At 70.9% G+C, this 22,429-nt stretch carries 24 protein-coding genes and 1 pseudogene; 11 read left to right on the forward strand and 14 right to left on the reverse strand.

Annotation, left to right across the window (positions count from 1 at the left end; all coding sequences use genetic code 11):
* The first annotated feature begins 12 nt into the window (after positions 1–12).
* Genes tsaE through tsaD form a run of 6 tightly spaced genes read left to right on the forward strand, consistent with a single transcriptional unit; the run spans position 13 to position 4,108 of the window.
* Positions 13–498, forward strand: coding sequence for a tRNA (adenosine(37)-N6)-threonylcarbamoyltransferase complex ATPase subunit type 1 TsaE (gene tsaE, locus EG812_RS08735; protein WP_086011352.1), 486 nt, complete (start codon positions 13–15; stop codon positions 496–498).
* Complete coding sequence (gene tsaB / locus EG812_RS08740) at positions 495–1,157, forward strand: tRNA (adenosine(37)-N6)-threonylcarbamoyltransferase complex dimerization subunit type 1 TsaB (RefSeq protein ID WP_013736034.1); 663 nt, start codon at positions 495–497, stop codon at positions 1,155–1,157. Before tsaE ends, tsaB begins: the two co-directional genes overlap by 4 nt.
* Positions 1,154–1,870: an L-threonylcarbamoyladenylate synthase gene (locus EG812_RS08745; RefSeq protein WP_126711292.1), complete on the forward strand. Its 717-nt coding sequence runs from the start codon at positions 1,154–1,156 to the stop codon at positions 1,868–1,870. The genes tsaB and EG812_RS08745 overlap by 4 nt, the downstream gene beginning before the upstream one ends.
* A 9-nt stretch (positions 1,871–1,879) precedes the next feature.
* Positions 1,880–2,497: a hypothetical protein gene (locus EG812_RS08750; protein ID WP_126711293.1), complete on the forward strand. Its 618-nt coding sequence runs from the start codon at positions 1,880–1,882 to the stop codon at positions 2,495–2,497.
* 41 nt (positions 2,498–2,538) lie between these two features.
* On the forward strand, positions 2,539–3,123 hold the full coding sequence (locus EG812_RS08755) for an L-threonylcarbamoyladenylate synthase (RefSeq protein WP_013736037.1): 585 nt from the start codon (positions 2,539–2,541) through the stop codon (positions 3,121–3,123).
* The gene (gene tsaD / locus EG812_RS08760) at positions 3,110–4,108 is read left to right on the forward strand and encodes a tRNA (adenosine(37)-N6)-threonylcarbamoyltransferase complex transferase subunit TsaD (protein WP_102658135.1); all 999 of its coding nucleotides are present in this window, start codon (positions 3,110–3,112) and stop codon (positions 4,106–4,108) included. Before EG812_RS08755 ends, tsaD begins: the two co-directional genes overlap by 14 nt.
* Positions 4,109–4,114: 6 nt before the next feature.
* On the opposite strand, the gene EG812_RS08765 is transcribed toward tsaD, so the two are convergent.
* The 3 genes from EG812_RS08765 to EG812_RS08775 all read right to left on the reverse strand — a co-directional run bounded on the left by EG812_RS08765 (position 4,115) and on the right by EG812_RS08775 (position 5,705).
* Entirely contained in the window at positions 4,115–4,369 is a 255-nt protein-coding gene (locus EG812_RS08765; protein WP_013736060.1) for a Smr/MutS family protein, read from the reverse strand.
* A gap of 115 nt (positions 4,370–4,484) precedes the next feature.
* Positions 4,485–4,856 (reverse strand): tetratricopeptide repeat protein, encoded by a 372-nt coding sequence (locus tag EG812_RS08770; protein WP_013736061.1) that lies wholly within the window; start codon positions 4,854–4,856, stop codon positions 4,485–4,487.
* Positions 4,857–4,952: 96 nt separating this feature from the next.
* Positions 4,953–5,705 carry an ROK family protein gene (locus EG812_RS08775; protein WP_013736062.1) on the reverse strand — a complete coding sequence of 251 codons (753 nt, stop codon included), beginning with the start codon at positions 5,703–5,705 and terminating at the stop codon, positions 4,953–4,955.
* A 157-nt stretch (positions 5,706–5,862) separates the two neighbouring features.
* On the opposite strand from EG812_RS08775, the gene EG812_RS08780 reads away from it, so the two are divergent.
* The 3 genes from EG812_RS08780 to EG812_RS08790 all read left to right on the forward strand — a co-directional run bounded on the left by EG812_RS08780 (position 5,863) and on the right by EG812_RS08790 (position 9,034).
* Complete coding sequence (locus EG812_RS08780; RefSeq protein WP_013736063.1) at positions 5,863–7,500, forward strand: ABC-F family ATP-binding cassette domain-containing protein; 1,638 nt, start codon at positions 5,863–5,865, stop codon at positions 7,498–7,500.
* 80 nt (positions 7,501–7,580) lie between these two features.
* A complete protein-coding gene (locus EG812_RS08785) occupies positions 7,581–8,306 on the forward strand; it encodes a methyltransferase domain-containing protein (protein ID WP_126711295.1) in 726 nt (241 codons plus the stop codon).
* Between the two features lie 191 nt (positions 8,307–8,497).
* Positions 8,498–9,034, forward strand: a complete 537-nt coding sequence (locus tag EG812_RS08790; RefSeq protein ID WP_013736065.1) for a phospholipase — start codon at positions 8,498–8,500, stop codon at positions 9,032–9,034.
* Positions 9,035–9,102: 68 nt separating this feature from the next.
* On the opposite strand, the gene EG812_RS08795 is transcribed toward EG812_RS08790, so the two are convergent.
* Both EG812_RS08795 and EG812_RS08800 read right to left on the reverse strand, forming a co-directional pair.
* Positions 9,103–11,907, reverse strand: a complete 2,805-nt coding sequence (locus EG812_RS08795; protein WP_126711296.1) for an ATP-binding protein — start codon at positions 11,905–11,907, stop codon at positions 9,103–9,105.
* Between the two features lie 174 nt (positions 11,908–12,081).
* Positions 12,082–12,300, reverse strand: a complete 219-nt coding sequence (locus tag EG812_RS08800) for an FmdB family zinc ribbon protein (protein WP_013736067.1) — start codon at positions 12,298–12,300, stop codon at positions 12,082–12,084.
* A gap of 38 nt (positions 12,301–12,338) precedes the next feature.
* Here EG812_RS08800 and EG812_RS08805 point away from each other — a divergent pair, with 38 nt between their 5' ends.
* Positions 12,339–13,790: a lytic transglycosylase domain-containing protein gene (locus EG812_RS08805; protein ID WP_502697179.1), complete on the forward strand. Its 1,452-nt coding sequence runs from the start codon at positions 12,339–12,341 to the stop codon at positions 13,788–13,790.
* 72 nt (positions 13,791–13,862) lie between these two features.
* Complete coding sequence (locus tag EG812_RS08810; RefSeq protein ID WP_043722003.1) at positions 13,863–14,879, forward strand: GNAT family N-acetyltransferase; 1,017 nt, start codon at positions 13,863–13,865, stop codon at positions 14,877–14,879.
* 42 nt (positions 14,880–14,921) lie between these two features.
* Here EG812_RS08810 and EG812_RS08815 read toward each other — a convergent pair whose 3' ends face one another.
* The 9 genes and pseudogenes from EG812_RS08815 to EG812_RS29550 form a co-directional block, all read right to left on the reverse strand.
* On the reverse strand, positions 14,922–15,170 hold the full coding sequence (locus EG812_RS08815; RefSeq protein ID WP_233579430.1) for a hypothetical protein: 249 nt from the start codon (positions 15,168–15,170) through the stop codon (positions 14,922–14,924).
* Positions 15,171–15,180: 10 nt separating this feature from the next.
* Positions 15,181–16,164: a porphobilinogen synthase gene (hemB, locus tag EG812_RS08820; protein WP_013736070.1), complete on the reverse strand. Its 984-nt coding sequence runs from the start codon at positions 16,162–16,164 to the stop codon at positions 15,181–15,183.
* A gap of 16 nt (positions 16,165–16,180) precedes the next feature.
* Positions 16,181–17,761: a bifunctional uroporphyrinogen-III C-methyltransferase/uroporphyrinogen-III synthase gene (locus tag EG812_RS08825; protein ID WP_013736071.1), complete on the reverse strand. Its 1,581-nt coding sequence runs from the start codon at positions 17,759–17,761 to the stop codon at positions 16,181–16,183.
* Positions 17,758–18,768, reverse strand: a complete 1,011-nt coding sequence (hemC, locus tag EG812_RS08830) for a hydroxymethylbilane synthase (protein WP_126711298.1) — start codon at positions 18,766–18,768, stop codon at positions 17,758–17,760. The genes EG812_RS08825 and hemC overlap by 4 nt, the downstream gene beginning before the upstream one ends.
* A complete protein-coding gene (locus EG812_RS08835; protein ID WP_126711299.1) occupies positions 18,765–20,093 on the reverse strand; it encodes a glutamyl-tRNA reductase in 1,329 nt (442 codons plus the stop codon). Before EG812_RS08835 ends, hemC begins: the two co-directional genes overlap by 4 nt.
* Positions 20,090–20,860, reverse strand: coding sequence for a redox-sensing transcriptional repressor Rex (locus EG812_RS08840; protein ID WP_013736074.1), 771 nt, complete (start codon positions 20,858–20,860; stop codon positions 20,090–20,092). Before EG812_RS08840 ends, EG812_RS08835 begins: the two co-directional genes overlap by 4 nt.
* Before the next feature lie 328 nt (positions 20,861–21,188).
* Positions 21,189–21,851, reverse strand: a complete 663-nt coding sequence (locus EG812_RS08845; protein WP_126711300.1) for an HAD family hydrolase — start codon at positions 21,849–21,851, stop codon at positions 21,189–21,191.
* A 51-nt stretch (positions 21,852–21,902) separates the two neighbouring features.
* Positions 21,903–22,154 (reverse strand): glutaredoxin family protein, encoded by a 252-nt coding sequence (locus tag EG812_RS08850; RefSeq protein ID WP_013736076.1) that lies wholly within the window; start codon positions 22,152–22,154, stop codon positions 21,903–21,905.
* A gap of 45 nt (positions 22,155–22,199) precedes the next feature.
* Positions 22,200–22,361, reverse strand: a pseudogene (locus EG812_RS29550) (AMP-binding enzyme); the annotation flags it as partial.
* Positions 22,362–22,429: the final 68 nt, after the last annotated feature.

Raw genomic sequence — 22,429 nt, forward strand, 5'->3', positions numbered from 1 at the left:
GAATTTGGGGTGATGATGGCCAGCTTGGAGTATGTCGCCAAGAGTCTTTCGGAGACTCATGCCTTGGCGGCTGCCCTCGCACCATGCCTCTCCGCCGGGGACGCGGTGCTGCTCCGAGGGGATCTCGGTGCGGGAAAGACCGCCTTCGTGCAGGCCCTTGCCGATTCACTCGGCTGCACCGACGAGGTCACCAGCCCGACCTTCACGCTCGCGAACTTCTACCGAGGCACCGAGACAACGGTCCTCCACGTCGACACCTACCGGCTCTCCAGCGTCGCCGAATACCGCGATCTGGGGTTGGCCGATTATGCCGACGAGTGCGTCACGCTTGTCGAGTGGGGCGACCTGGTCTCCGGGGAGTTCCCGTGTCATCTGCGGGTGGAAATCGCCTCCCAGCCCGGTTCTGAGGTTCGGACTTTCACCCTGTCGTCGGAATGCCAGCGCTGGCAGCCGGTCCTGCAAGAGCTAGAGCGTCGAATCACCCAGGCGGTAAAGTGAAAGCCATTCTTGCGATCGAGACGTCCACCAAGGATTACTCCGTCGCCATCGGCACCGAGAGTGCGGCCAGCGTCAGGCTGACGACCACCCGCTTCGAGCCGGATTTCGACGGCATCGCCGGACTCGTGGACAAGGCTCTCGCCGAGGCCGGCATCCGCAGCAGCGACCTCGCCGCGGTCGCCGTGGACATCGGCCCGGGAAACCTCACGTCGGTGCGTGCGGGTGTCGCGTACGCCAACGGTCTGGCGTACGCGTTGGATCTGCCGATCTTCGCCACCGATTCGCTGAGCGTGATGGCCCATTCCGTACCGGCGGATGCGCCCGTCCTGGCGCTGCGCCCGGCCCGCGGTGTCGCCAGCAGCGAGGTCTACGCCGGCATCTACGTCCCCGGCCGACCGGCCTCGCTCAGCCGAGGCGACTACTGGGTAATCATCGACGAGCTGGCCACCTCCCTGGCCGAGCAGGGCTTCGATGCGTTGACCGTGGTCGGTGCGTACCGGCCCGAGATGACGGACGTTTCGACAAGCCTGAAGGTGCAGGACGGAGGTCCGGCCGCACCTGACGCCAGCACGCTCCTTGCGATGGCACAGGCGGGCGAGGAGCGCATGTCACCCGGCCCCGTGGGTCCGCTGACCGAGGAATCGGAAACGTTCCTATGAGTGGTCCCGACCACGTTTTCAGGGCCGGTGACCTGACCCCCGGCGGTTCGCTCACCACCCGCGCTCTGAGCCTGATCGTCACCCGGCTCAACCAGGGAGGATTCGTCCTTCTGCCGAGCGACACCTGTTACTCGATCGCACTCGTCCCCCATAACGAGGATTCCTGGAAGTTCATCAACAGCCTGCTGCGGCGTCCCGCCGACCGTCCCGTCTCGGTCGCATTCTCCGGCCTCGACCAGGTGCGCGGCTACCTGGAACTCAACGCCACGGCGCTGCACCTGGTGGAGCGCTTCACCCCGGGCCCGATCACGCTGGTCTGCCCCGCCAACCAGCGCGCTCACAAGTTCGCCGCCAAGTCCACCGCGTCGCCCGACCGTACCCTCGGCTTCCGGATCCCCGATTCGAAGATCGAGAGGGACGTCGCGAGTCATGCGCGGTGGCCGATAACCACGACCGCGGTACGGGACAAGCGGGACGAGCCCGTCCAGTCGTTCGACGAGGCCCTGAAGATCGTTACTGCTGCCGCAGCGGCGGTAGGGTCCCCCCGCTGGCACGCGGTCGAAGGACGTGATTCCTTCTACTCGAAGCACTCGACGGTGGTCCGGGTCGACCAGTCCGGGGAGGTCGGCCTCATTCGCGAGGGAGACATACCGTTCGAGACCATACGGCAGTCGACGCACTGGCTCCCCGCTTCCGACCTGGACAGGTGGTGAGGATTTCCGATGGAGGAAGACCTTCAACGCCTGATCGCGCAGGCCCGCAAGAGCGCGTTGGTCGATGACTCCGATGTCGACCAGGTCCTGGCGCGTTATCAGAAGGACGAACTGACCGAGCGAGAGGCTGCACGGCTGCTGAAGGGCCTCTACCAGGGGGTGCCGCTCAAACTCGCGGAACTGCCCGGCCGGCAGGTCGGGACGGAATGGATCTCGCTCCTCGCCGGGATGCAGGAGGAGTCGACGCAGTGGCAGAACATCGCCCGGTCGCAGTACCGGCAGGGCTTCTTTCTGCTGCCCGCATCCGTCGTGGCCGTCCTCGCGGCGACGTTCGCCGGTCATTACTGGTTGAAGTTCCCCGAGAAGGAGCTGACGGCGCTGGCCGCCGCCGCGCTGGCCGCCCTGGCAACGCATTCGTTCTTCGTCTTCCGGGTACACCAGCAGGCACGTATCGCGGCGGAACGGCTGAGTGAGAAGCGGGCGGCAATCCTGTTCGTCCAGGCCGCGTTGGCCCGTGCGACCCCTGACCAGGCGCCGAACATCCTGGCCGCAGCGGGCGCGATGTTCCTGGGTCATCATGCGCCAGAGACCATTCCTCTCCAATCCACCGACCGAGGGGCCGCGTGAGGAGCATGTCCATTTCTGGGTCTTCGGACGAGTTGACTCGGGTGGCGGAGATCATCCTGGCGGAAGGGGTCGCCCTGCTGCCGACGGACACCGTCTACGGGCTCGCGGTACGCCCGGACAGCCCGACGGCGATCGACCGACTGTTCGCCATGAAGGGCCGGCCCCGGGAGAAGAACCTTCCCGTCATGGTCGGCTCCGGCGAGCAGTTGAGCGAGCTGGGAGTCGACATCAACGAGGCGTGCTCGCGCTGCCTCGCGTCGCCGTACATGCCCGGCCCGCTCACGCTGGCGGTCGGCTTCGTCGAGGACGGCCGGCGTCCGGCCTGGCTGGCAGGGCGGGACGAGGTGGCGGTTCGCATCCCGGCGCATCCGGCGATGCTCGCCATCCTGGCGCAGACCGGGCCGCTCCTGGTCACCAGCGCCAACATCAGCGGTGGCCCGACCCACGAAAACGTGCCATCCATCCTGTCCTCGCTGCTGTTCGAACCCGATGTGACAGTTGACCGAGGGCCGCTGTCCAAAGTGCCTTCCACACTGGTGAACTGCCGAAAAGATCCACCCGTCGTGGAACGGGTCGGGGTGGTGTCCGAAACCGAGATCCTGAGGATGCTGAATGTCGACCGGTGAGTTGATTCTGGGAATTGAATCCTCGTGCGACGACACGGCGGCTGCCGTGGTCGCGGAGGACGGCACGGTCTTGTCGTCGGTCATCGTTTCGCAGGCCAGCCTCCACGATCGTTACGGCGGGGTCTATCCGGAAGTGGCGAGCCGCGCCCACGTCGACAAGGCGATCCCCGCAGTACGGATGGCGATCGAGGACGCAGGCATCCGACCGAAGGATCTGCGGGCCATCGGGGTCACCCGCGGCCCCGGGCTCATCGGCTCGCTGATGGTGGGCGTGGACACCGCGCGCGGGCTCGGACAGGGCTGGGGACTTCCGGTCCTGGGCATCAACCACCTGCGTGGCCACCTGCGCAGCGCCGACCTGAACGAGCGCCGGGTCTCCTACCCGGCGCTGATCCTGCTCGTCTCCGGCGGCCACACGCTGCTGGCCCACATGCGCGATCAGGACACGATCTCCCTGGTCGGCTCCACCCGCGACGACTCCGTCGGCGAGGCGTACGACAAGGTGGCGCGGATGCTCGGCCTGGGCTATCCGGGCGGCCCGGTGATCGACCGCCTGGCGCTGCAGGGCCAGGACCGTTTCGGGCTGCCCCGTCCCATGCTCGGCGACGGCCTCAACTTCTCGTTCTCCGGGCTCAAGACGGCCGTACGTCGCCTGCTCGAAAGCGATCCGAACCTCGAAGCCGCGGATGTCGCGGCCTCCTTCGTGGCCGCCTGCCTAGACGTGCTCACCCAGAAATGCGAGCGGGCGCTCGTCGAATACCCCTCCGAGTCCCTGGTCATCGTCGGCGGGGTCGCGGCCAGCCCGCAATTGCGGGAGGTCGCCGGCAAGCTCTGCGAATCCCTTGACGTCAAGCTGTGCCTGCCGCCGCTGAAATGGTCGACGGACAACGCCGCGATGATCGCACTGGCGGCCTGGGACTACGTACGAGCCGGCCAGGGCACCGACCTGGCTCCCACGTCGAGGCTGAGCATCGAACAGTACTGACCAGCTTTATTTCCAGCGGAAGTGGACGAAGAGGCGGCCGAAGTTCTTGGAGTCCTTTTCGACCCGGTGGTAGAGCTGCTTGACGTCCTTCTGGTCGAGAAAGCGCAGCACCCGCTTCTTGAGTTGGCCGGAGCCCTTGCCGGGGATGATCTCGACGAGGGTGGCCTTCTTCGCCACCGCCTCGTCCATGATCCCGCGCAGCGCGCGGTCGATGTCGTGGCCCTTGTTGAAGATGTCGTGCAGGTCCAGCTTCAGTTTCATGCCGCGTCCACCGTCCGGTCGGTTCCCTTGGGAGCCATGGTAGGCAGGGCGGTGGCCGGTCCGGACGCGCCGAAGGGGCAGCCCGTGCGGGCTGCCCCTTCGGATCTGCCGGTGCTCAGCGGGCCCGTGCGCCGAGCCGGGTCTCGACCCGCCGCAGGGCGGTCGTGTAGTCGTTGTTGGCGTTGTGCATGGCCGCCGCGATGCGCAGGTGACGCAGCGCGTCGGTGTGCCGGTTGAGCCGTTCCAGCGTCCGGCCCAGCACGTGGTGGGCGTAGTGGTCGCTGGGGTTGCGGTCGACCAGCTCCCGCAGGTGCTCCTCGGCGCGGCCGAGCTGGGCGGACTGGAAGTACGCCCGGGCCAGCAGCTGCCGTACCGCCGCGTTGTCCGGCTCGGCCTCGATGATCGGTTCGAGCAGCCGGGCCGCTCCGGTCGGGTCGCCCGACTCGAAGAACAGGGTCGCCCGCCGGTACTCGGTCAAAAGATCCACTCCGACCACCCCTTCCGTGCCGCAGCACTGTCCCGACGCTGGCACAACACCGGACGTACCGCGAGTGTTCCCCGACCACGTTGTCACGCGGAACCCCTACACCGGGGCGAGGTCCCAGGCGCGGACGCCGCCGACGATGCCGGCGCTGTTCGGGACCACGACCACGTCGTCACCCATCCGGGCGAGCTGTTCGGGGCGGATCAGTCGGGAGTTGCCGCCGCCGAGGTAGAGCCGGTCCCAGCGGAACACCGGGCGCAGCCCCTCCACCACCTGCCGGATCCGCCGGGACCAGAACGCGTCGCCCAGGCGACGGCGTTCCGGTTCGCCGACGTACGTGTCGTACGTCGTGCCCCAGCGCACCGGGGCGTGCGACAGCTCCAGGTGCGGGGCGAGCCGCCCGCCGTCGAACAGTGCGCTGCCCAGCCCGGTGCCCAGGGTCAGCACCAGTTCGCAGCCGGTACCGGCGACCACCCCGGCACCGTGCACCTCGGCATCGTTGAGCACCAGGGTGGGCAGCCCGAACGCGCCGGCGAGGGCGGTGCGCGCGTCGTACCCGGACCACTCGGCGAGCAGTGTCGGGTCGACGCGGCTGCGAGGGCCGGAGCGGGTCACGTAGTGCGGGGTGGCGACCACCACGCCGTGGCGGATCATGCCCGGCATCCCGACCGTGACCCGGTCCGCCGACGGCAGCCGGGTCCCCAGGTCGAGCAGGGTCTTGACGAACAGTTCCGGCGGCAGCGGGTACGGCGTGGGCACCCGCAGCGGTTGCGCCCGCATGGTGCCCGCGCCGTCGAGCACGGACGCCTTGATCCCACCGCCGCCGCAGTCGATCGCCAGAGTGGTCTGCACGACCGTGAGTCTGCCTCGTGCGCCGCCGGCCGGCACGGCAGGTCACCGCAACCACCCCCGACCGACAGGCGAAGCCGGCGGCAGGTGGGCGACGAGGGACGGGCCGGGAGGTTAATCCGGCGACCACTGACGGGTCCACGGGTAGGCTCGGCTGCTTGTGAGCGCCACGTTGATCGTCAAGGATCTTGCCGCCGGGCACGGGGACCGGAGCCTGTTCACCGGGTTGGACCTGGTGGTGGCTCCGGGTGACGTGATCGGCCTGGTCGGGCCCAATGGTGCGGGCAAGTCGACCTTGCTGCGTACCCTTGCCGGGTTGTTGCCGGTGGAGGCCGGCAGTGTCACGGTGAGCCCGCCCGGCGCGAGCATCGGGCACCTGCCGCAGGAGCCGGATCGGCGACCCGGCGAGACGGTACGGGCGTTCCTGGCGCGGCGCACCGGGGTGACCGGTGCGCAGGCCGCTCTCGACGCGGCGACCGAGGCGCTGACCGCCGGTACGCCGGGCGCGGACGACGCCTACGCGGACGCCCTGGAGCGCTGGCTCGGCCTGGGCGGGGCGGATCTGGACGAGCGGGCCGAGGAGGTCGCCGCCGAGTTGGGGCTCACCGTCGACCTCGATCAGGAGATGACCGGCCTCTCCGGTGGTCAGGCGGCCCGCGCCGGGCTGGCCTCACTGCTGCTCAGCCGGTACGACGTGTTCCTGCTCGACGAGCCCACGAACGACCTGGATCTGGCCGGGCTGGACCGGTTGGAGCAGTTCGTCACCGGGTTGCGGGCCGGCACGGTGCTTGTCAGTCACGACCGGGAGTTCCTGTCCCGCACGGTGACCCGGGTGCTGGAGTTGGACCTGCATCAGCAGCAGGTCAACCAGTTCGGCGGCGGGTACGGGGCGTACCTGGAGGAGCGGGAGGTGGCGCGCCGCCAGGCACGCGCCGAGTTCGAGGAGTACGCCGACACGAAGGCGTCGTTGGAGGCGCGTGCCCGGACCCAGCGGTCGTGGATGGACAAGGGTGTCCGCAACGCCCGGCGCAAGGCCACCGACAACGACAAGATCGGCCGCAAGTTCCGCTCCGAGGCGAGCGAGAAGCAGGCCGCGAAGGCCCGGCAGACCGAGCGGCTGATCGAACGGTTGGACGTGGTGGAGGAGCCGCGCAAGGAGTGGGAACTGCGGATGGAGATCGCCGCCGCACCCCGCGCCGGCGCCGTGGTGGCCACCCTCCGCGACGCCGTGGTACGTCGGGGCGAGTTCACTCTCGGGCCGGTGAACCTGCAGATCGACTGGGCCGACCGGGTGGCGGTGACCGGGGCGAACGGGTCCGGCAAGTCGACCCTGCTGGGTGCCCTGCTCGGCCGACTGCCGCTGACCGGCGGTCAGGCCGCGCTCGGCCCGGGGGTGGTGGTGGGCGAGGTGGACCAGGCCCGAGGGCTGTTCCTCGGGGACGTACCCCTGTTGGACGCCTTCCGGGCGGCCGTACCGGATCTGTCGCCCGCCGACGCGCGGACGCTGCTGGCCAAGTTCGGTCTGCGGGCGCAGCACGTGCTGCGCCCGGCCGCGACGTTGTCGCCCGGTGAACGCACCCGGGCCGCCCTGGCGTTGTTGCAGGGGCGCGGGGTCAACCTGCTGGTGCTGGACGAGCCGACCAACCATCTGGATCTGCCGGCCATCGAGCAACTGGAATCGGCGCTGGACAGCTACCCGGGCACGCTGCTGCTGGTGACCCACGATCGACGGATGCTCGACGCGGTACGCCTCGACCGCCGGCTGGAGGTGACCGCCGGGCGGATCGTGGAGTCCTGAGCCGAGGCGCGCGCAGCTTCTGGGACATCCGACGCATACCGGTCACAGATCCGGGTAACGGGCGGCCGGAGGTGGCCTGGATGGTGGCGTTGGCACACACTCCGCCCTCGGCCGAGCGGCTGCGGGCGGTGGACGGATTCCTCACCGAGGCGTGGGCGGACCAGGTCGGTCACGACGATCGACTGCGCTCGCTGCGGGTCGAGGTGCGCTTCGACCGGGGTGTCGCCCACCTGACCGGGGAGGTCGACGAGCCGGCGCAGCTACGGCTGGTACGCGACCAGGTCGGCCGGCTGGCCGGGGTCTTCGGCATCTGGTGCCGGGTACGGGTGGGCGGGCGCGATCCGGTGGTGGTGGACCTCGGGTGCGGGGCCACCAAGCAGTGGCCGGGCAACCTGGGTCTGGACATCTTCCCGGCGCCCGGGGTGGATGCGGTGGCCGACCTGTCGGGTTCGCTCCCGCTCGCCGACGGCTCCGTGGATGTGCTTTTCGCGGTGCACATCCTGGAGCACCTGATCGACTTCCTGCCGCTGCTGGACGAGTGCCACCGGGTGCTCCGCCCGGGCGGCGTACTGCACGTGATGAGCCCGTGGTGGGGCCACGTGAACGCGGTGGCCGATCCGACTCATGTCCGCCTGCTGGACGTGCAGACGATCAAGGGTGTCTGCGTCATGCGTCCACCGGGCACACCCCGCTGGTATCCGCTGCACGCCGGCACCGACGGCGCCTCGATCTTTGCGGACCTGACCCCGCTCGGGCCCGCTGACGAGGGCCCTTCCCCCACCCATCTGGCCCGCTTCTTCGACTAGGCCGGCACGCCACGCTGGTGGCGAATGCCCCGGGAGCACCTGGCTCCCGGGGCATTCGTCTGTTTCAGCGCAGGTCATCAATATTTCCCGCGAGTAACACCCAGCCGCCAGCGCATTGATCGACACTGATGAAGCCGGTGACTCGCCGGTAACCACCCGTCCACCGCACACCCCCAGCGGAGGTCCCCCTCGTGCTCAAACGACTCGCCACCCTCCTCACCTCGGGCATTCTCGCGCTGCTCACCGCGTTCGCCACCGCCTCCCCCGCGGCAGCGGCCGTCACTCCGGCACAGAAGCTGTCCGTGCTGTCGAGTTGGACGCAGACCAGCGTCAGCAGCTACAACGCCTGGAACTCGGCCCGGCAGAACCGCGCCGCCTGGGCGGAGTACAAGTTCGACTGGTCCACCGACTACTGCTCGTCCAGCCCGGACAACCCGCTCGGATTCAACTTCTCCCTCTCCTGCTTCCGGCACGACTTCGGCTACCGCAACTACAAGGCGGTCGGCCAGTTCAGCGCCAACAAGTCCCGCCTGGACAGCGCCTTCTACGAGGACCTGAAGCGGGTCTGCGCCACCTACAACTCCGTCGTCCGGCCGGCCTGCACCAGCCTCGCCTGGACCTACTACCAGGCCGTCTCCATCTTCGGCTCGGTTGCCGCCGTCGAACAGGCCGACATCGACCGGGCCGCCCGGATGAAGGCCGACGCCGAGCGCCACGCCCGACTCTGACCGCGTACCGGCACCGGGTCCCCGACCGGGGGCCCGGTGCCGGTGTGAACAGGGTGAGACGAACCGCTTCAGGCGTGTTCGCTGTGTCGATCGGCAGCGGCAGCCGACTGGCGGGGCACACCGGCGCCGGCCCGTCCCGCGAAGCGCGCGGAATCGGCCGCCAGGTCCGGATGCTCGACACCGAGCGCCAACGCGACCGCCTCGTCCAGGCCGAACTCGGCACCTTCGCCGTACGCCTCGTCGAAGGTGGCGTCGCCCAGGACGCGTCGCAGCGCGACCTGCTGCTGTGTCCAGTAGGCGTCGTAGATCCCGGGCGTCGAGCGCAGACTCGCCCGGGTCGCCTGCGCCGCACCGAACAGACGGGCCGCGGTCAGTGGCGCACCCCCGACGGCACAGCGTACGGCGATGGCGTTCAACGTGTCGCAGGCGCGGCCGTGGAAGCCGTGGTTCATCCGGGAGCGCAACGCCGCCAGCAGGTGCTCGTGTGCGGCCACCAGGTCACCGCGGGCCAACGCGACCATGCCGAGGAGCATGTCCACCGACCGGCGGCCCCGCTCGACCGGCCGGGCCGCCTCGACCGGTCGGGCCGCGCCGAGCAGCTCCGCTGCCTCGTCCAACGCGCCGCGCAGCCACAGCAACTCGGCGAGCCGACACACGGCGAACAGCGCCTCGGATTCCACCCCCTGGTCGTGCGCCCAGTCGATGACCTCCCGGCAGATCCGCTCGGCCTCGGCGAACTGCCCCATGTCGACGAGCGCGGCGGCCCGTCCGGCGAGCACCCGGGCCAGCAGGCCGACGTCGCCGGCCTGCCGGGCCGCCGCCTCCGCCCGCTGCGAGTACCGCAGCTCCTCGGCGTACTCGCCGTCGGCGCCGGCATGCAGTGAGTGCAGGTGGTACGCCGCCGCCAGCTCCCCCTCCGGGATCACCTCGCCGGTCTCCGCGATCCGGCTGTACAGGCGGAACAGCCAGAGCCGACCCTCCCGCGCCAGCCCACGCTCACGCCACCACTGCTCCAGGCCGCCGGCCAACCGCAGCCCGATCCGGGCGCTGCCACCGGTGGCACACCAGCGCAGGGCGGCGCGCAACTCACCGGCCAGGGGATCCAGCGAGTACAGCGACAGGGTCACCGGTTGCCCGTCGGCGCCGAGATGGGCCTGCTCCAGAGCGTGCACGGACCAGGCCACGTGCCGGTTCCGGGCGTCCTGCTCCTCGCCGGCCTCGATCAGCCGGCGGGCCGCGTACGCCCGGATCGGATCGAGCATCCGGTAGGTGTAGCCCGAGGCGTGCGGCTCGGCCAGGACCAGGGACTTGTCCACCAGCACCGAGAGCGGGTCCAGTGGATCGTCGCCGAGCAGCCACTCCACCGTGTCGAGATCCACCGGGCCGGCGAAGACCGCCAGCCAGCGCAGCAGCCGCGCGGCGCGTGGGCCGAGCGTCCGGTACGACCAGGTCACGGTCGCCTGCATGGTCAGGTGCCGTTCGACCGCCGTCCGCGCCGACCGCTCCGGCCGGTCGTGTTCGGCGGCTCCGGCGCCGTCACCCCAGCTGCCGACCGGCACACCGGCGGCCGACGACGGTGGGTCGTCCCGACCGGCGTCGAGGGTGCCGAGCACATCGTCGAGCCGTTCGGCGAGCTGCCCGACCGAGAGCACCCGCAGTCGGGCGGCGGCCAGCTCTATGGCCAGCGGCAGACCGTCCAGCCGCCGTACCACCCGACGCAGGTCGGCAGACTCCGCCGGATCCGGCTGTCGGCCGCCCCGGGCCGCCGCCGTACGGTCCAGCAGCAACGCGACCGCATCGCTCTCGGTACCGTCGGGGGACGGGTCGACCGACAGCGGCGGGATCCGCCACACCACCTCACCGGGCAGCGCCAGCGGTTCCCGGGTGGTCGCCAGCACGCGGACCCCACCCCCGCCGGCCAGCAACCGGGTCACCACGTCCGCGCAGGCCGCCGGTTGGGCGTCGCAGGTGTCCAGCACGATCAGCATCCGGCGGTTGGCCGCGTACTCCACAAGCGTGTCGACCATGGGGCGGCCCGGCTCCGGACGCAGCCCGAGCACGGCGGCGATCGCGAAGGCCACCAACCCCGGGTCGGTGACCGAGGCGATGTCGACGAACCAGACACCGTCCGGGTATTCCTCTACCAGGTCGGTGGCGAGTTCCACGGCCAGCCGGGTCTTGCCACCGCCACCGGCACCGAGCACGGTGACCAGGCGATGCCGGGCGACAAGCTGGCGGAGCTCGGCTCGCTCGGCCTGCCGGCCGATGAACGAGGTGACCTGGACAGGCAGGTTGTGCGCATCCGCGTCGGCGGTACGCGGCCGCGGGAACTGCAGCTCCAGTCCGGCGGCGACGAGTTGGAAGAGGCGTTCCCGGTCGTCGAAACCGCGCAACCGGTGCAGCCCGAGGTCGAGCAGGGACGCACCGGCCGGCAACGGATCGGCGTGCTGCGCGGTCGCCGCCGAGCAGAGCACCTGACCGCCATGGGCGGCGGCGGCCACCCGGGCGGCCCGATGCACCTCGGGGCTGGCGTACTCGCCGTCGCGGGGCTCGGCCCAACCGGTGTGCAGGCCCATCCGTACCCGGGGCGCGGCCTCCGGGGTGGGCCATTCGTGTTCGCGCAGCGCACGTTGGGCGGTCAGGCATGCGGTCAGGGCGGCACCGGCGTCGCCGAAGGCCAGGAAGAACGAGTCGCCCTCGGTCAGCAGTTCCGCCCCCTCGGTGGCGGCGATGGTGCGGCGCAGCAGCCGGCGGTGTTCCGCCAGCACCGGCCGGTATCCGGGGCCGAGCAGCTGTGCCAGTCGGGTGGAGCCCTCGATGTCGGTGAAGACGAACGTCACCCAGCCGCTCGGGAGGTGGATCCGTGACGACACCCGTGGCACCTCCCCCCTGGCCTCGACCTCATACTTCACGAAGCCGAATCGTCACGCATCGCGAGAACGGTCGGCCGAGGCTACGCCCCAAGGTGCCATCAGACCGGGCGTCCGGGCAAGACAGTCATCATCCTTTTCAGCAACTGACGCTGCAAAAAACCGTACGGAAGCGGGCTAACAACCGCAGCTGCCACCGCAGCAGCCACCACCGGACGGCGCCGGCGCGGCACCGGCCGCACCCGCACCACGGCCGGTGACGGCGATGGTGGAGAGCAGCTTGACCGTGTCGGTGTGCCCCGCGGGGCAGGACGCCGGCTCACCGGCCTGGGCCATCGGGCGGTTGACCTCGAAGGTGTCGCCGCAGGCGCGGCAACGGAACTCGTACCGGGGCATGACATCAGGGTACGACCGGACCTGACGTCCACCGGAACATGGGTGATACTCGACGGGTGGCAGACGGCGACGAGAGCACCCCCCTACGCCCCCTCCGGCCGGCCACGCCGCGCGCCGGATCCGACGTCGCAGCGGACCGGCCGACCCGCAGGCTGCCGCGACCTCGCCGGCCCTGGCTACGCGCCACCGAGCCGGCGAGCGAGCCGACCAGCGAGCCGGCGAGCGAGGCACCCGCGCCACCCAGCGCTGACGCCGGTGCCGAAGCTGTCGACGTCGCGCCCACGGCTCAACAACCGGCCGCACCCGACAAGTCCGACAGCGACACTCCACAGAGCAGCGCCGCCGAGGCCGCCCCGAGCACCAAGGTCGACGAGAAACCCCCGGGCGAGGCAGCCAACCAACCCGCCGACAAAGCCGAAGACGAGCCGGCGGACAAGGCCGAAGGCAAGCTGGACGGCAAGGCTGGAGACGAGCCGGCCGACCAGACCGAGAGCAAGCCGGTCGGCGAAGGTTCGGCGGTGGCGTCCACGCCGGAGGGTGGGGCGTCGGGTGCTCGACGTCGGCGGACGCGGTTCGCGCACGCCGTACGCCTGCCGGGTCCGCGCGCCGCGGCTCAAGCGACCCGGGACTGGTCGCGGCGGCCGAGTGGCCGACTGACCCTGCCCGGGGTGTTCCTCCTCGCGCTGGTGGCGGCCACCGCCACGGTCGGCGCGATGCTGGTGCCGGCGACCATCGGCGCACAGCGGCCGGTCGCCGCCGACGCCACCGCGGGCGGGACCGCCGGCGACCTGCCGCCGACGAACGAGGCGCCACCGACCGGTGCGTTCCCGCCGCCCGACGCGACGCTACCGCCGGGCGTGGTGCCGCCGAACGCACCGGGCGCCACCGCGTCACCCGGTGGCCTGCCGGTGGGGGGACGACCCTCCGACGCACTTGCCGGTTGGGCCCGGGAGGTCGGCGCCAAGGCCGGCATCGACCCGATCGCCATGCAGGCGTACGGCTATGCCGAGCTGGTCCTCGCCGAGACCAACCGCAGCTGCGGTCTGAGCTGGACGACCCTGGCCGCGATCGGCTTCGTCGAATCACGCCACGGGCAGGCCAACAACGCAACCCTGGGCGCGGACGGTCGAGCCGTACCGGAGATCATCGGCCTGCCGTTGGACGGCCAGGGTGGCCGGATGCGGATCGCCGACACCGACCGGGGTGAACTGGACCGGGACACCGCCTACGACCGGGCCGTCGGGCCGATGCAGTTCATCCCGACCACCTGGCAGGAGGTCGGCACGGACGCGGACAACGACGGCCGCAAGGACCCGCACAACATCCACGACGCGGCCCTGGCCGCCGGGATCTACCTGTGCAAAGGCAACCGCAACCTGACGATCCCGGGCGACTGGTGGAACGCCATCCTGTCGTACAACAACGTGCGGCCGTACGCCCAGGACGTGTTCAACACTGCCAACAGGTACGGACAGGCCAGTCGTACGTGAAGTGATCGTCCCCATACATTGGAGAACTGGACACTTCCCCCAGGCTGCTCTTGACGGCAAGCTAGACGGGTGATGGTGCGCGAGTGGGACCCCAGGAACGCGTCGTCCGCCGAGATCGCGTCGCTGCTGGACACGTTGAACGCGGTCCTGGCGACCGATCTCCCGCAGGATCCGCCATGGCGCGAGACCTGCCTGCGGGAATATCTCGCCGAGGTGATGCCGGGCGAGCGGCGGATTTCCTGGGTGGCCCAGGCCGAGCCGGCCGCCGACGGCACCCCGGGGCCGATCCTGGGGCATGTGCACGTGCTGCTGCTCGGCAGCATCGGTGTGCTGGAAGTGCTGGTGCACCCCTCCGTCCGGCGCGGCGGGCTCGGCCGGGAGCTCGTCCTGCGCGCCGCCCGTCGGGTCTACCAGGAGGGCTTCGAGTCGATCGGGGTGGAGGTGGTCGGCGGGACGCCCGCCATCGCCTTTTACGAGTCGCTGGGCTTCGCCCGGGAGTACGTCGAGACTCGCAGCGTGCTCGACCTCTCCGGCGTCGACTGGGCCGAGCTGGCCGAGATGTCCACCGGGGTCGGGGCGGGCTACCACGTCCAGTTCCACCCGGGTGGGCCACCGGACGAGTTGATCGAGGCGTACGCGCGGGCCAAGGCCGAGATCCGGGACATCGAGGACGGCGAACTGCGGCCGAGTTCGTACGATCCGCAGCGGCTCCGTGACAGCCTGGACTGCCTGCACCGACGCGGCATGAAGCCCTACATCGTGCTCGCCCTGCACGAGCAGACCGGCGAGGTGGCGGGGCTGACCGAGGTGGTGGTGCCGGTGCAGCACCCCACCCGTGCCGACCAGTACGACACGATCGTGGTGCAGGACCACCGTGGCTACGGCATCGACCGGGCGATCAAGGCCCGGATGCTGCTGGAACTGCGCTCGACCGAGCCGCAGCTGACCGAGGTGCAGACCTGGAACGCCCAGGCCAACGAGACGATGCTCAAGGTCAACGCCGAGCTGGGTTACCGACCGGACCGCGAGTGGTGTGAATACAGCGTGGACGTGGCCGACCTGGTGCACCGCCTCGACAGCTCCCGCTGAGCGGGCTCAGAAGCCTCCGCTTCCAGTCCCGCTGAGCGGGGGTCAGTAGCGCCCGCTTCCAGGGTCCGGAGGCGGGGGCACGTTGCGATACTTCGCCACCCGCACCTCCCACTGGCTGCGCCGCCGCCGGGCCTCCCGATCGGCGGGGCAGCGATGGAACGTCTCCGGCGGGCGAGCCACCTCGACCCGCGCAACGGTCGACGGGGCAACCTTCGCGAAACGGGCCATCCGCAGCTGGCTGAGCCCGACGATGCGCCGGGCCCGACGCACCACACGGGTCCGGCTGGGCACGCGGTGTGGGTCAGTAGCGCTGGCGAAGGAGTTCGGCGGCTTCGACCGCCCAGTAGGTGAGGATGATCTGCGCGCCCGCGCGCCGGATCGAGGTGAGGGTTTCCAGCATCACCTGCTCGCGGTCGATCCAGCCGTTCGCGGCGGCCGCCTCGACCATCGCGTACTCGCCGGAGACCTGGTAGGCGGCCACCGGGACCTGCACCGCGGCCCGGACCGCCGAGACCACGTCCAGGTAGGGCAGGGCCGGCTTGACCATCACCATGTCGGCGCCCTCAGCCACGTCCAGCTCGACCTCACGCAGCGACTCGCGCAGGTTCGCCGGATCCTGCTGGTAGGTGCGCCGGTCCCCCTCCAGCGAGGACTCGACCGCCTCCCGGAACGGGCCGTAGAACGCGGAGGCGTACTTGACCGCGTAGGCGAGGACCGCGACGTCGGTGTACCCGGCCGCGTCCAGGGCCCGGCGTACCGCGCCGACCTGGCCGTCCATCATCCCGGACGGCCCGACCACCGACACTCCGGCGGCGGCCTGGGCGACCGCCATCTCGGCGTACGCGGCCAGGGTGGCGTCGTTGTCCACCGAGCCGTCGGGGGTGAGCAGCCCACAGTGCCCGTGCGAGGTGAACTCGTCCAGGCAGAGGTCGCTCATCACCACCGTCGCGTCGCCGACCTCGGAGACCACGTCCCGGATGGCCACGTTGAGGATGCCGTTGGGGTCGATGCCGCCGGCCCCGCACTCGTCACGCTCCGCCGGCACCCCGAAGAGCATGATCCCGCCGACCCCGGCCTGGACCGCCTCCACCGCGGCCTTGCGCAGGGAGTCCCGGGTGTGCTGAAGCACACCCGGCAGCGAGCCGATCGGGCGGGGCTCGGTCAGCCCCTCCTTGACGAACATCGGTACGACCAGTTCGGCCGGGGCGGGACGGGTCTCGGCGACCAGCCGCCGCACGGCTGCGTTGCGACGCAGCCGGCGGGGCCGGTGCTCGGGGTACGACATGGTGAGTCTCCTAGCGTTACCGGAACCTCAGCGCGGTCGGCCCCTGAACCTTCGAGCCACGGCGCTGCTTCGCCGGCATCGCGGCGAGCTTCTCCCGCAGCTCGACGGCGTAGCCGGCGAGCGCCTCCACCAGGTCGGGCACGGAGGCGTGCGGCGGCTGGACGTCGACCCGCAGGCCGAACTCCGTGGCGGTCTCCGCGGTCTTGGGCCCGATCACTGCGACAACGGTACGCGCGTGCGGCTTGCCGGCGATACCGACAAGATTGCGCACCGTCGAGCTTGACGTGAAGAGCACGGCGTCGAACCCACCGGACTTGATCGCGTCCCGGATCTCGGCGGGCGGCGGGGCGGCCCGGACCGTACGGTAGGCGGTCACGTCGTCGACCTCCCAGCCGCGCTCGGTGAGCCCGGCGGCGAGGGTCTCGGTGGCGATGTCGGCGCGCGGCAGCAGCACCCGGCCGACCGGATCGAGCACCTCGTCGTGCGGCGAGAACTCGGCCAGCAGCCCTTCGGAGGACTGCTCCCCGGTGGGGATCAGTTCCGGCTGGATGCCGAAGGCGCGGACCGCCTCGGCGGTGGCCTCACCGATACAGGCGATCTTCACGCCGCCGAAGTGCCGGGCGTCCAGGCCGTGCTCGGCGAACTTCTCCCAGACCGCGCGGACCGCGTTGACCGAGGTGAAGATCACCCAGGCGTACCGGCCGTCGACCAGGCCCTTGACCGCCCGCTCCATCTGGGCGGGGGTACGCGGCGGCTCGACCGCGATGGTCGGCACCTCGCACGGGATCGCACCGTACGCGCGCAGCCGGGCACTCATCACCCCGGCCTGCTCCTTGGTCCGGGGAACCAGCACCTTCCAGCCGTACAGCGGGCGGTTCTCCCACCAGCTGAGCTTGTCCCGCTGGCTCACACCCTCACCGACGGTCAGCACCACCCGGCCGGTGAAGCCGAGTGCCGCCGCGACGAACGAGTCCACGCTCGACGTGGTGGTGTACTGCGTCTCGCCCGTGCCGTCACCGGTGACTCCGACGGCGGTCCCGCCGTCCACTCCGGCGGCGAGCAGCCCGTCGCGGATCGCCGCCAGGTCACCGGCGTCCACGGCGAGCGCCAGCGAGCCTCGCTGCACCGCCGCGGCCAGCGCGTCGAAGTCCAGGGTGCTGACGTCCTCGACGTCGGCGGTGGTGCGTACGCCGGGCAGCGGCACACCGGCGTAGGTGGCCACACCCTCGGCCTGGCTGACGCCCGGCACCACCTCGAAGTGCGCGGCGGTACGCGCCACCGCCTGCACCTCCTTGACCACCGAGTCGTGGCCGAAGGGGTCGCCCGCCACCAGGTGCACCGCGTTCTGCCCGGCGCGGGCGGCCGAGATGAGCACCTTCGCCACATCGCCCGGCACGCCTTCGGCCGGGGTGAACTCGGTCTCGGCCTTGGCCTCGGCCCGGACGACGTCGAGCAACGACTCGGGGACTCCCCGGTCGTACACCACCTGGTCGGCGTCGACCAGGGCGTCGTGCGCCCGGCGGGTCAGCAGGCCCGGGTCGCCGGGTCCAGCCCCGACGAACGCGATCCGGCCTACGGGCTTACGGGTGCGGGTCATTCTGTGCTCCCAAATTGCTGGGTCCCCGGGCCGTTGTGTCCTTGCGGGCCGAGGATCGAGTCGGCGCCGAGGTCGAGGAGTTCGGTGGCGAGGGCCTTACCGATCTCCGCCGCATCGGCGAGCGTTCCGGTGCGGGACAGCCGGATGTCGCGACTGCCGTCCGGGCTGATCACCGCCCCGCGCAGGTAGATCTCCTGGACAACATCACCTTCGACACCGGAGCCGGTTGGCTCGCCTTCGGCGACGACGGCATAGGCGGCGACCGGAGCGGAGCATCCGGCCTCCAGGGTGGCCAGCATTGCCCGCTCCGCGGTGACCGTGGCGCGTGACGCTGCGTGGTCAAGCGTACCTAGCAGTTCGACCATCTCCGGGTCGTCGACCCGGCACTCCACCGCCAACGCGCCCTGTGCGGGGGCCGGCAGCATCAACATCGGATCGAGCGTCTCGGTGATGACGTCGAGCCGGCCGATCCTGGCCAGCCCGGCCCGAGCGAGGACGATCGCGTCGAGGTCGGCGTCCGGGCCGAGCACCCGGGCCAGCCGGGTGTCGATGTTGCCGCGAATGGGGCTGACCGACAGTTGCATGCCCAGGGCGTGCAGTTGGGCGATCCGACGCAGCGCGCCGGTGCCGATGGACGCGCCGGGGGCGAGCTCGGCCAGCGTCCTGTCGTCGCAAGCGACGAGCGCGTCACGCGGGTCCTCGCGCGGGGGCACTGCGGCGATGTGCAGCCCGGCCGGCATCGCGGTCGGCAGGTCCTTGTACGAGTGGACCGCGAAGTCGATCTCCCGGGCGACCAGCGCGTCGCGCAGCGCGGAGACGAAGACCCCGACGCCGAGGCGGTGCACCGGCGCGCTGGACCGGTCACCTGCGGTGATCACCTCGACCAACTCGACCGGGCGTCCGGTGCGGGCGGTCAGTGCCTCGGCGACGTGCCCGGACTGGGCCATCGCCAGCTTGCTGCCCCGGGTGCCGAGACGCAGCGGGCCACTCGGTTGCCGCTGGCTCATCGTTCACCTCCACTGGTCGGGGTGATGTCGGGGACCGTGTCCACCTGGGAGGTCTGCGGGACCTCCAGGTCGAACAGTTCGCGCAGCAGCGCGGCGTACTGGTCACCGCCGGGCTCGGCGGCGAGTTGGCGGACCCGTACGGTCGGCTGGTGCAACAACCGCTGGACCACCCGGTGCACGGTGCGGGCCACCTCGGCACGCTGGTCGTCGCTGAGGTCGGGACGGCGCTGGGCGAGGCGGCGCAGTTCGGCGCTGACCACGTCCTCGGCCCGGCCCCGCAGGGCGGCCACGGTCGGTGCCACGTCCGCGCCCCGCAGCCAGGTGAGGAAGGACTCCACCTCGCCGGCCACGATCCGTTCGACGGCGGCGGCGTCGGCGGCGGCCGGGCCGTCGGCGAGCAGCTCGGCCATCCGGTCGATGTCGATCACCTCGACGCCGGGCAGCTCGGCCACACCGGACCCGACGTCACGGGGTACGGCCAGGTCGAGCAGGACCAGCGGCCCGCGCTCCGGGTCCCGGTCGGCCAGCGCGCCGGCGACGACGTCGCGGGTGAGGACCGGCTCGCTGGCCGCGGTGGCGGCCACTACGATGTCCACTGTGGAGAGCGTGTCGGCCAGCTCGGCCATCGGTCGCGCGGCAGCGCCGTACGACTCGGCCAGCCGTACCGCCCGCTCGGCGCTGCGGTTGGTCACGGTCAACGGGCCGGCGCCGAGCCGGGACAGCGTCGCCACGCCCAGCGATCCCATCGCGCCGGCGCCGACGACGAGCGCGGGCCGACCGGCGAGTTCGTCGCCGAGATGACGTGCGGCCAGTCCCAGCGCCGCGGTGACCACGCTCTGGCCGGCCCGGTCGATGCCGGTCTCGGAGTGGGCCCGCTTGCCCACCCGCAGCGCCTGCTGCATCAGCTCGTGCAGCAGCCGGCCGGTGGTGTCCGCGCCGGTGGCCCCGTGGTAGGCGTCCCGGAGCTGACCGAGGATCTGCGCCTCGCCGATCACCATCGAGTCCAGGCCGGCGGCGACCCGGAAGACGTGGTCGACCGCGGCGGAGTCGAAGTGCACGTAGAGGTTGTTGGCCAGCGCGGACGGCTGGCAGTCGGCCTGCTCGGCGAGGACGGCGCAGATGTCGCCGAGGCCGCCGTGGAAACCGGAGACCGCCGCGTAGACCTCCACCCGGTTGCAGGTGGAGACCAGCGCGGCCTCGCTGACGTACGGCTGGGCGACCAGGCGGTTCAGGATGCGGGTGAGGCTCTCCGGGGCGACCGCGAGCCGCTCCAGGGTGGCGACCGGCGCGGTGCGGTAGGAGGCACCCACGACGAGGAGTTTCACGTTCCGATCGCCTCCTGACCCTCAGTGACCGCGAGACCGCCGGGCAGGGCGGTCAGGGCGGATCCGCCGGTGCGGGGCAGCCCGGTCAGGGATGCCTTGCGGTGCTCGTGGAACGACAGAATCTGCAGCTCGATGGCGAGGTCGACCTTGCGTACGTCGACTCCGTCCGGAACCGAGAGTACGCAGGGCGCGAAGTTCAGGATGCTCGTCACGCCGACGGCGACGAGTTGGTCGGCGACCCGTTGGGCGGCCGACGCGGGGGTGGCGATGACGCCGATCGCGATCGACTCCTCGGCTGCCACCTGGGGCAGTTCGTCGACGTGCCGCACGACCATCCCGTGGATCTCCTCACCGACCCGGGCCGGGTCGGCGTCGAGCAGGGCGGCGATCCGGAAGCCACGGCTGGCGAAGCCGTCGTAGCCGGCCAGCGCGTGACCGAGATTACCCACCCCGACCAGGGCGACCGCCCGACGTTGGGTGAGCCCGAGCACGTACTCGATCTGCTCTATCAACAGCGCCACGTCGTAGCCGACGCCCCGGGTGCCGTACGAGCCGAGGTGGGACAGGTCCTTGCGGAGCTTCGCGGAGTTGACCCCGGCGGCGTTGGCCAGCCCTTCGCTGGACACCGTCTCGTTACCGGTTTCAGCGAGATTGTGCAGGGCACGGAGGTATTCGGGGAGCCGCGCCACCGTCGCCTCGGGTAGGTCCGGGAGCGCCGGGACGCCACCGGCGCGACCGGGCGTGCCAGGGTGACGGTGCTGACTCATGAGACTCCGTGCGGTGCGATCCTTGACCAACTCCACCGGCCGGCCGTTCGGGACTCCCGCTGGCGACCGAAATTGCCGGCTGTGCTAGCAGGGCGCGTCGGAATTACAGAGTAGGCGCTTGTGAAGACGTGCACAAATCGCGATCTTGCTGCCCCGCCCCCTGCCCCCACCAGCCCCTCCGTCCAACAAGATCGACGCGCGCCCACTTCCCGGGACCGCCCGCGCGATTATTGCTCAATTCCGACTTCTCTGACCAATCACACGCGCGCCATCGGTCCATCCCAATTTGTTGATCATGACGTTAATGCTCGATACGGCGATTTCGTGATCACTGCGCCGGCTCGACGAGGGTGGTGGCGAGGGTCACCGCTTCGGTGAGGGTGTCGGCGACCGGGTGGCCGGAGGCGATCAGGCGGGCGCGGTCGGTGAAACCGCCAGCGTAGAGAACAGCACGCCCGCCGACGGCGCGGGCCGCGTCGGCGTCGTCCAGCGAGTCGCCGATCAGCACCACCGAGCGGCCGTCGACGCCCAACTCGGCCAGGTGCCGGACCAGCGACTCGGCCTTGCGATCACCGCCGACCGAGGCCCGCAGCCCGTCGACCCGGGCGAAGCGGCCGGTCAGTCCGTACGTCTGGATCGCCGGCACCAACTCGTCGTGGAACCACATGGACAGCAGCGACTGGCTGCCCGGCCAGGCCGCCATCGCGTCCACCGCGTCGTGGGCGAGCTCACAACTGGTCAGACCCAGCCGGTACGCGTCATGGAAGATCCGGTCGAGCCGGCCGAACGCCTCGTCGTCCACCGCCCGGCCGAGCACTTCCGCGTAATAGTCGGCGATCGGCCGGCGGAACCGGACCCGGTGTTCCTCCGCGGTCACCGTCGGCCCACCCTCGCGGGTGAAAACGGCGTTCGTGCAGGCCACCACCAGGCTCAGATCGTCGAGCAGCGTCCCGTTCCAGTCCCAGACCAGATGGGGTTTCGAAGGGGTCATCGGCGCACTCTATCGGCGACGCCGGGTACCGGTGGGGCGCGCCGGAGCGCCCTAGAGCTGCGGCGTGGTCAGGTCACGCAGCAGCCGTTCCTCCTCGACCCGCCAGTAGCCGTGCTCCTTGCCGTCGAGCAGCACCACCGGCAGCCGGTCGCCGTACTCGCGCTCCAGCTCGATGTCACCGCTGACGTCCCGCTCGGTCCACCGGTCGCCGGTGACCGCGACCACTCGGTCGAGCGCCGCCTTGGCGTCCTCGCACAGGTGACAGCCGGGGCGGGTGATCAGGGTCAGGCGGGGCTCACGCATCGGTCTCCTCCGTCGTGCCGGGTGGTGCCGGCTGGTCGGGCACTTGAACCTCGCCAGGTTACGCGCGCAGTGGGCGATCAGTGCGACGCCGGCCACCTGACTGCCCGGCCCCGACACCACGTACGCCCGGACAGTCTCCCCGGTACCCGGGTGCGGCACGCCCACTACCGCCGACTCCGTCACCGCCGGATGGGCGGAGAGGAGCATCTCGACCTCGTCCGGGTACACATTGCACCCGGCCGACCCGGTGCCCCCGCAGCGTCCAGTCCCGTCAA

The sequence above is a fragment of the Verrucosispora sp. FIM060022 genome (genome assembly GCF_003977705.1).
Taxonomy (GTDB): domain Bacteria; phylum Actinomycetota; class Actinomycetes; order Mycobacteriales; family Micromonosporaceae; genus Micromonospora; species Micromonospora gifhornensis.

Excerpts from the sequence above, each read along its gene's own strand:
- tsaE (WP_086011352.1), top strand. The coding sequence starts at position 13 with ATGATGGCCAGCTTGGAGTATGTCGCCAAGAGTCTTTCGGAGACTCAT.
- EG812_RS08745 (WP_126711292.1), top strand. The coding sequence starts at position 1,154 with ATGAGTGGTCCCGACCACGTTTTCAGGGCCGGTGACCTGACCCCCGGC.
- EG812_RS08750 (WP_126711293.1), top strand. The coding sequence starts at position 1,880 with ATGGAGGAAGACCTTCAACGCCTGATCGCGCAGGCCCGCAAGAGCGCG.
- tsaD (WP_102658135.1), top strand. The coding sequence starts at position 3,110 with ATGTCGACCGGTGAGTTGATTCTGGGAATTGAATCCTCGTGCGACGAC.
- EG812_RS08765 (WP_013736060.1), bottom strand. The coding sequence starts at position 4,369 with ATGAAACTGAAGCTGGACCTGCACGACATCTTCAACAAGGGCCACGAC.
- EG812_RS08785 (WP_126711295.1), top strand. The coding sequence starts at position 7,581 with ATGGTGGCGTTGGCACACACTCCGCCCTCGGCCGAGCGGCTGCGGGCG.
- EG812_RS08800 (WP_013736067.1), bottom strand. The coding sequence starts at position 12,300 with ATGCCCCGGTACGAGTTCCGTTGCCGCGCCTGCGGCGACACCTTCGAG.
- EG812_RS08805 (WP_502697179.1), top strand. The coding sequence starts at position 12,339 with ATGGGTGATACTCGACGGGTGGCAGACGGCGACGAGAGCACCCCCCTA.
- EG812_RS08810 (WP_043722003.1), top strand. The coding sequence starts at position 13,863 with ATGGTGCGCGAGTGGGACCCCAGGAACGCGTCGTCCGCCGAGATCGCG.
- hemB (WP_013736070.1), bottom strand. The coding sequence starts at position 16,164 with ATGTCGTACCCCGAGCACCGGCCCCGCCGGCTGCGTCGCAACGCAGCC.
- EG812_RS08825 (WP_013736071.1), bottom strand. The coding sequence starts at position 17,761 with ATGACCCGCACCCGTAAGCCCGTAGGCCGGATCGCGTTCGTCGGGGCT.
- hemC (WP_126711298.1), bottom strand. The coding sequence starts at position 18,768 with ATGAGCCAGCGGCAACCGAGTGGCCCGCTGCGTCTCGGCACCCGGGGC.
- EG812_RS08840 (WP_013736074.1), bottom strand. The coding sequence starts at position 20,860 with ATGAGTCAGCACCGTCACCCTGGCACGCCCGGTCGCGCCGGTGGCGTC.
- EG812_RS08845 (WP_126711300.1), bottom strand. The coding sequence starts at position 21,851 with ATGACCCCTTCGAAACCCCATCTGGTCTGGGACTGGAACGGGACGCTG.
- EG812_RS08850 (WP_013736076.1), bottom strand. The coding sequence starts at position 22,154 with ATGCGTGAGCCCCGCCTGACCCTGATCACCCGCCCCGGCTGTCACCTG.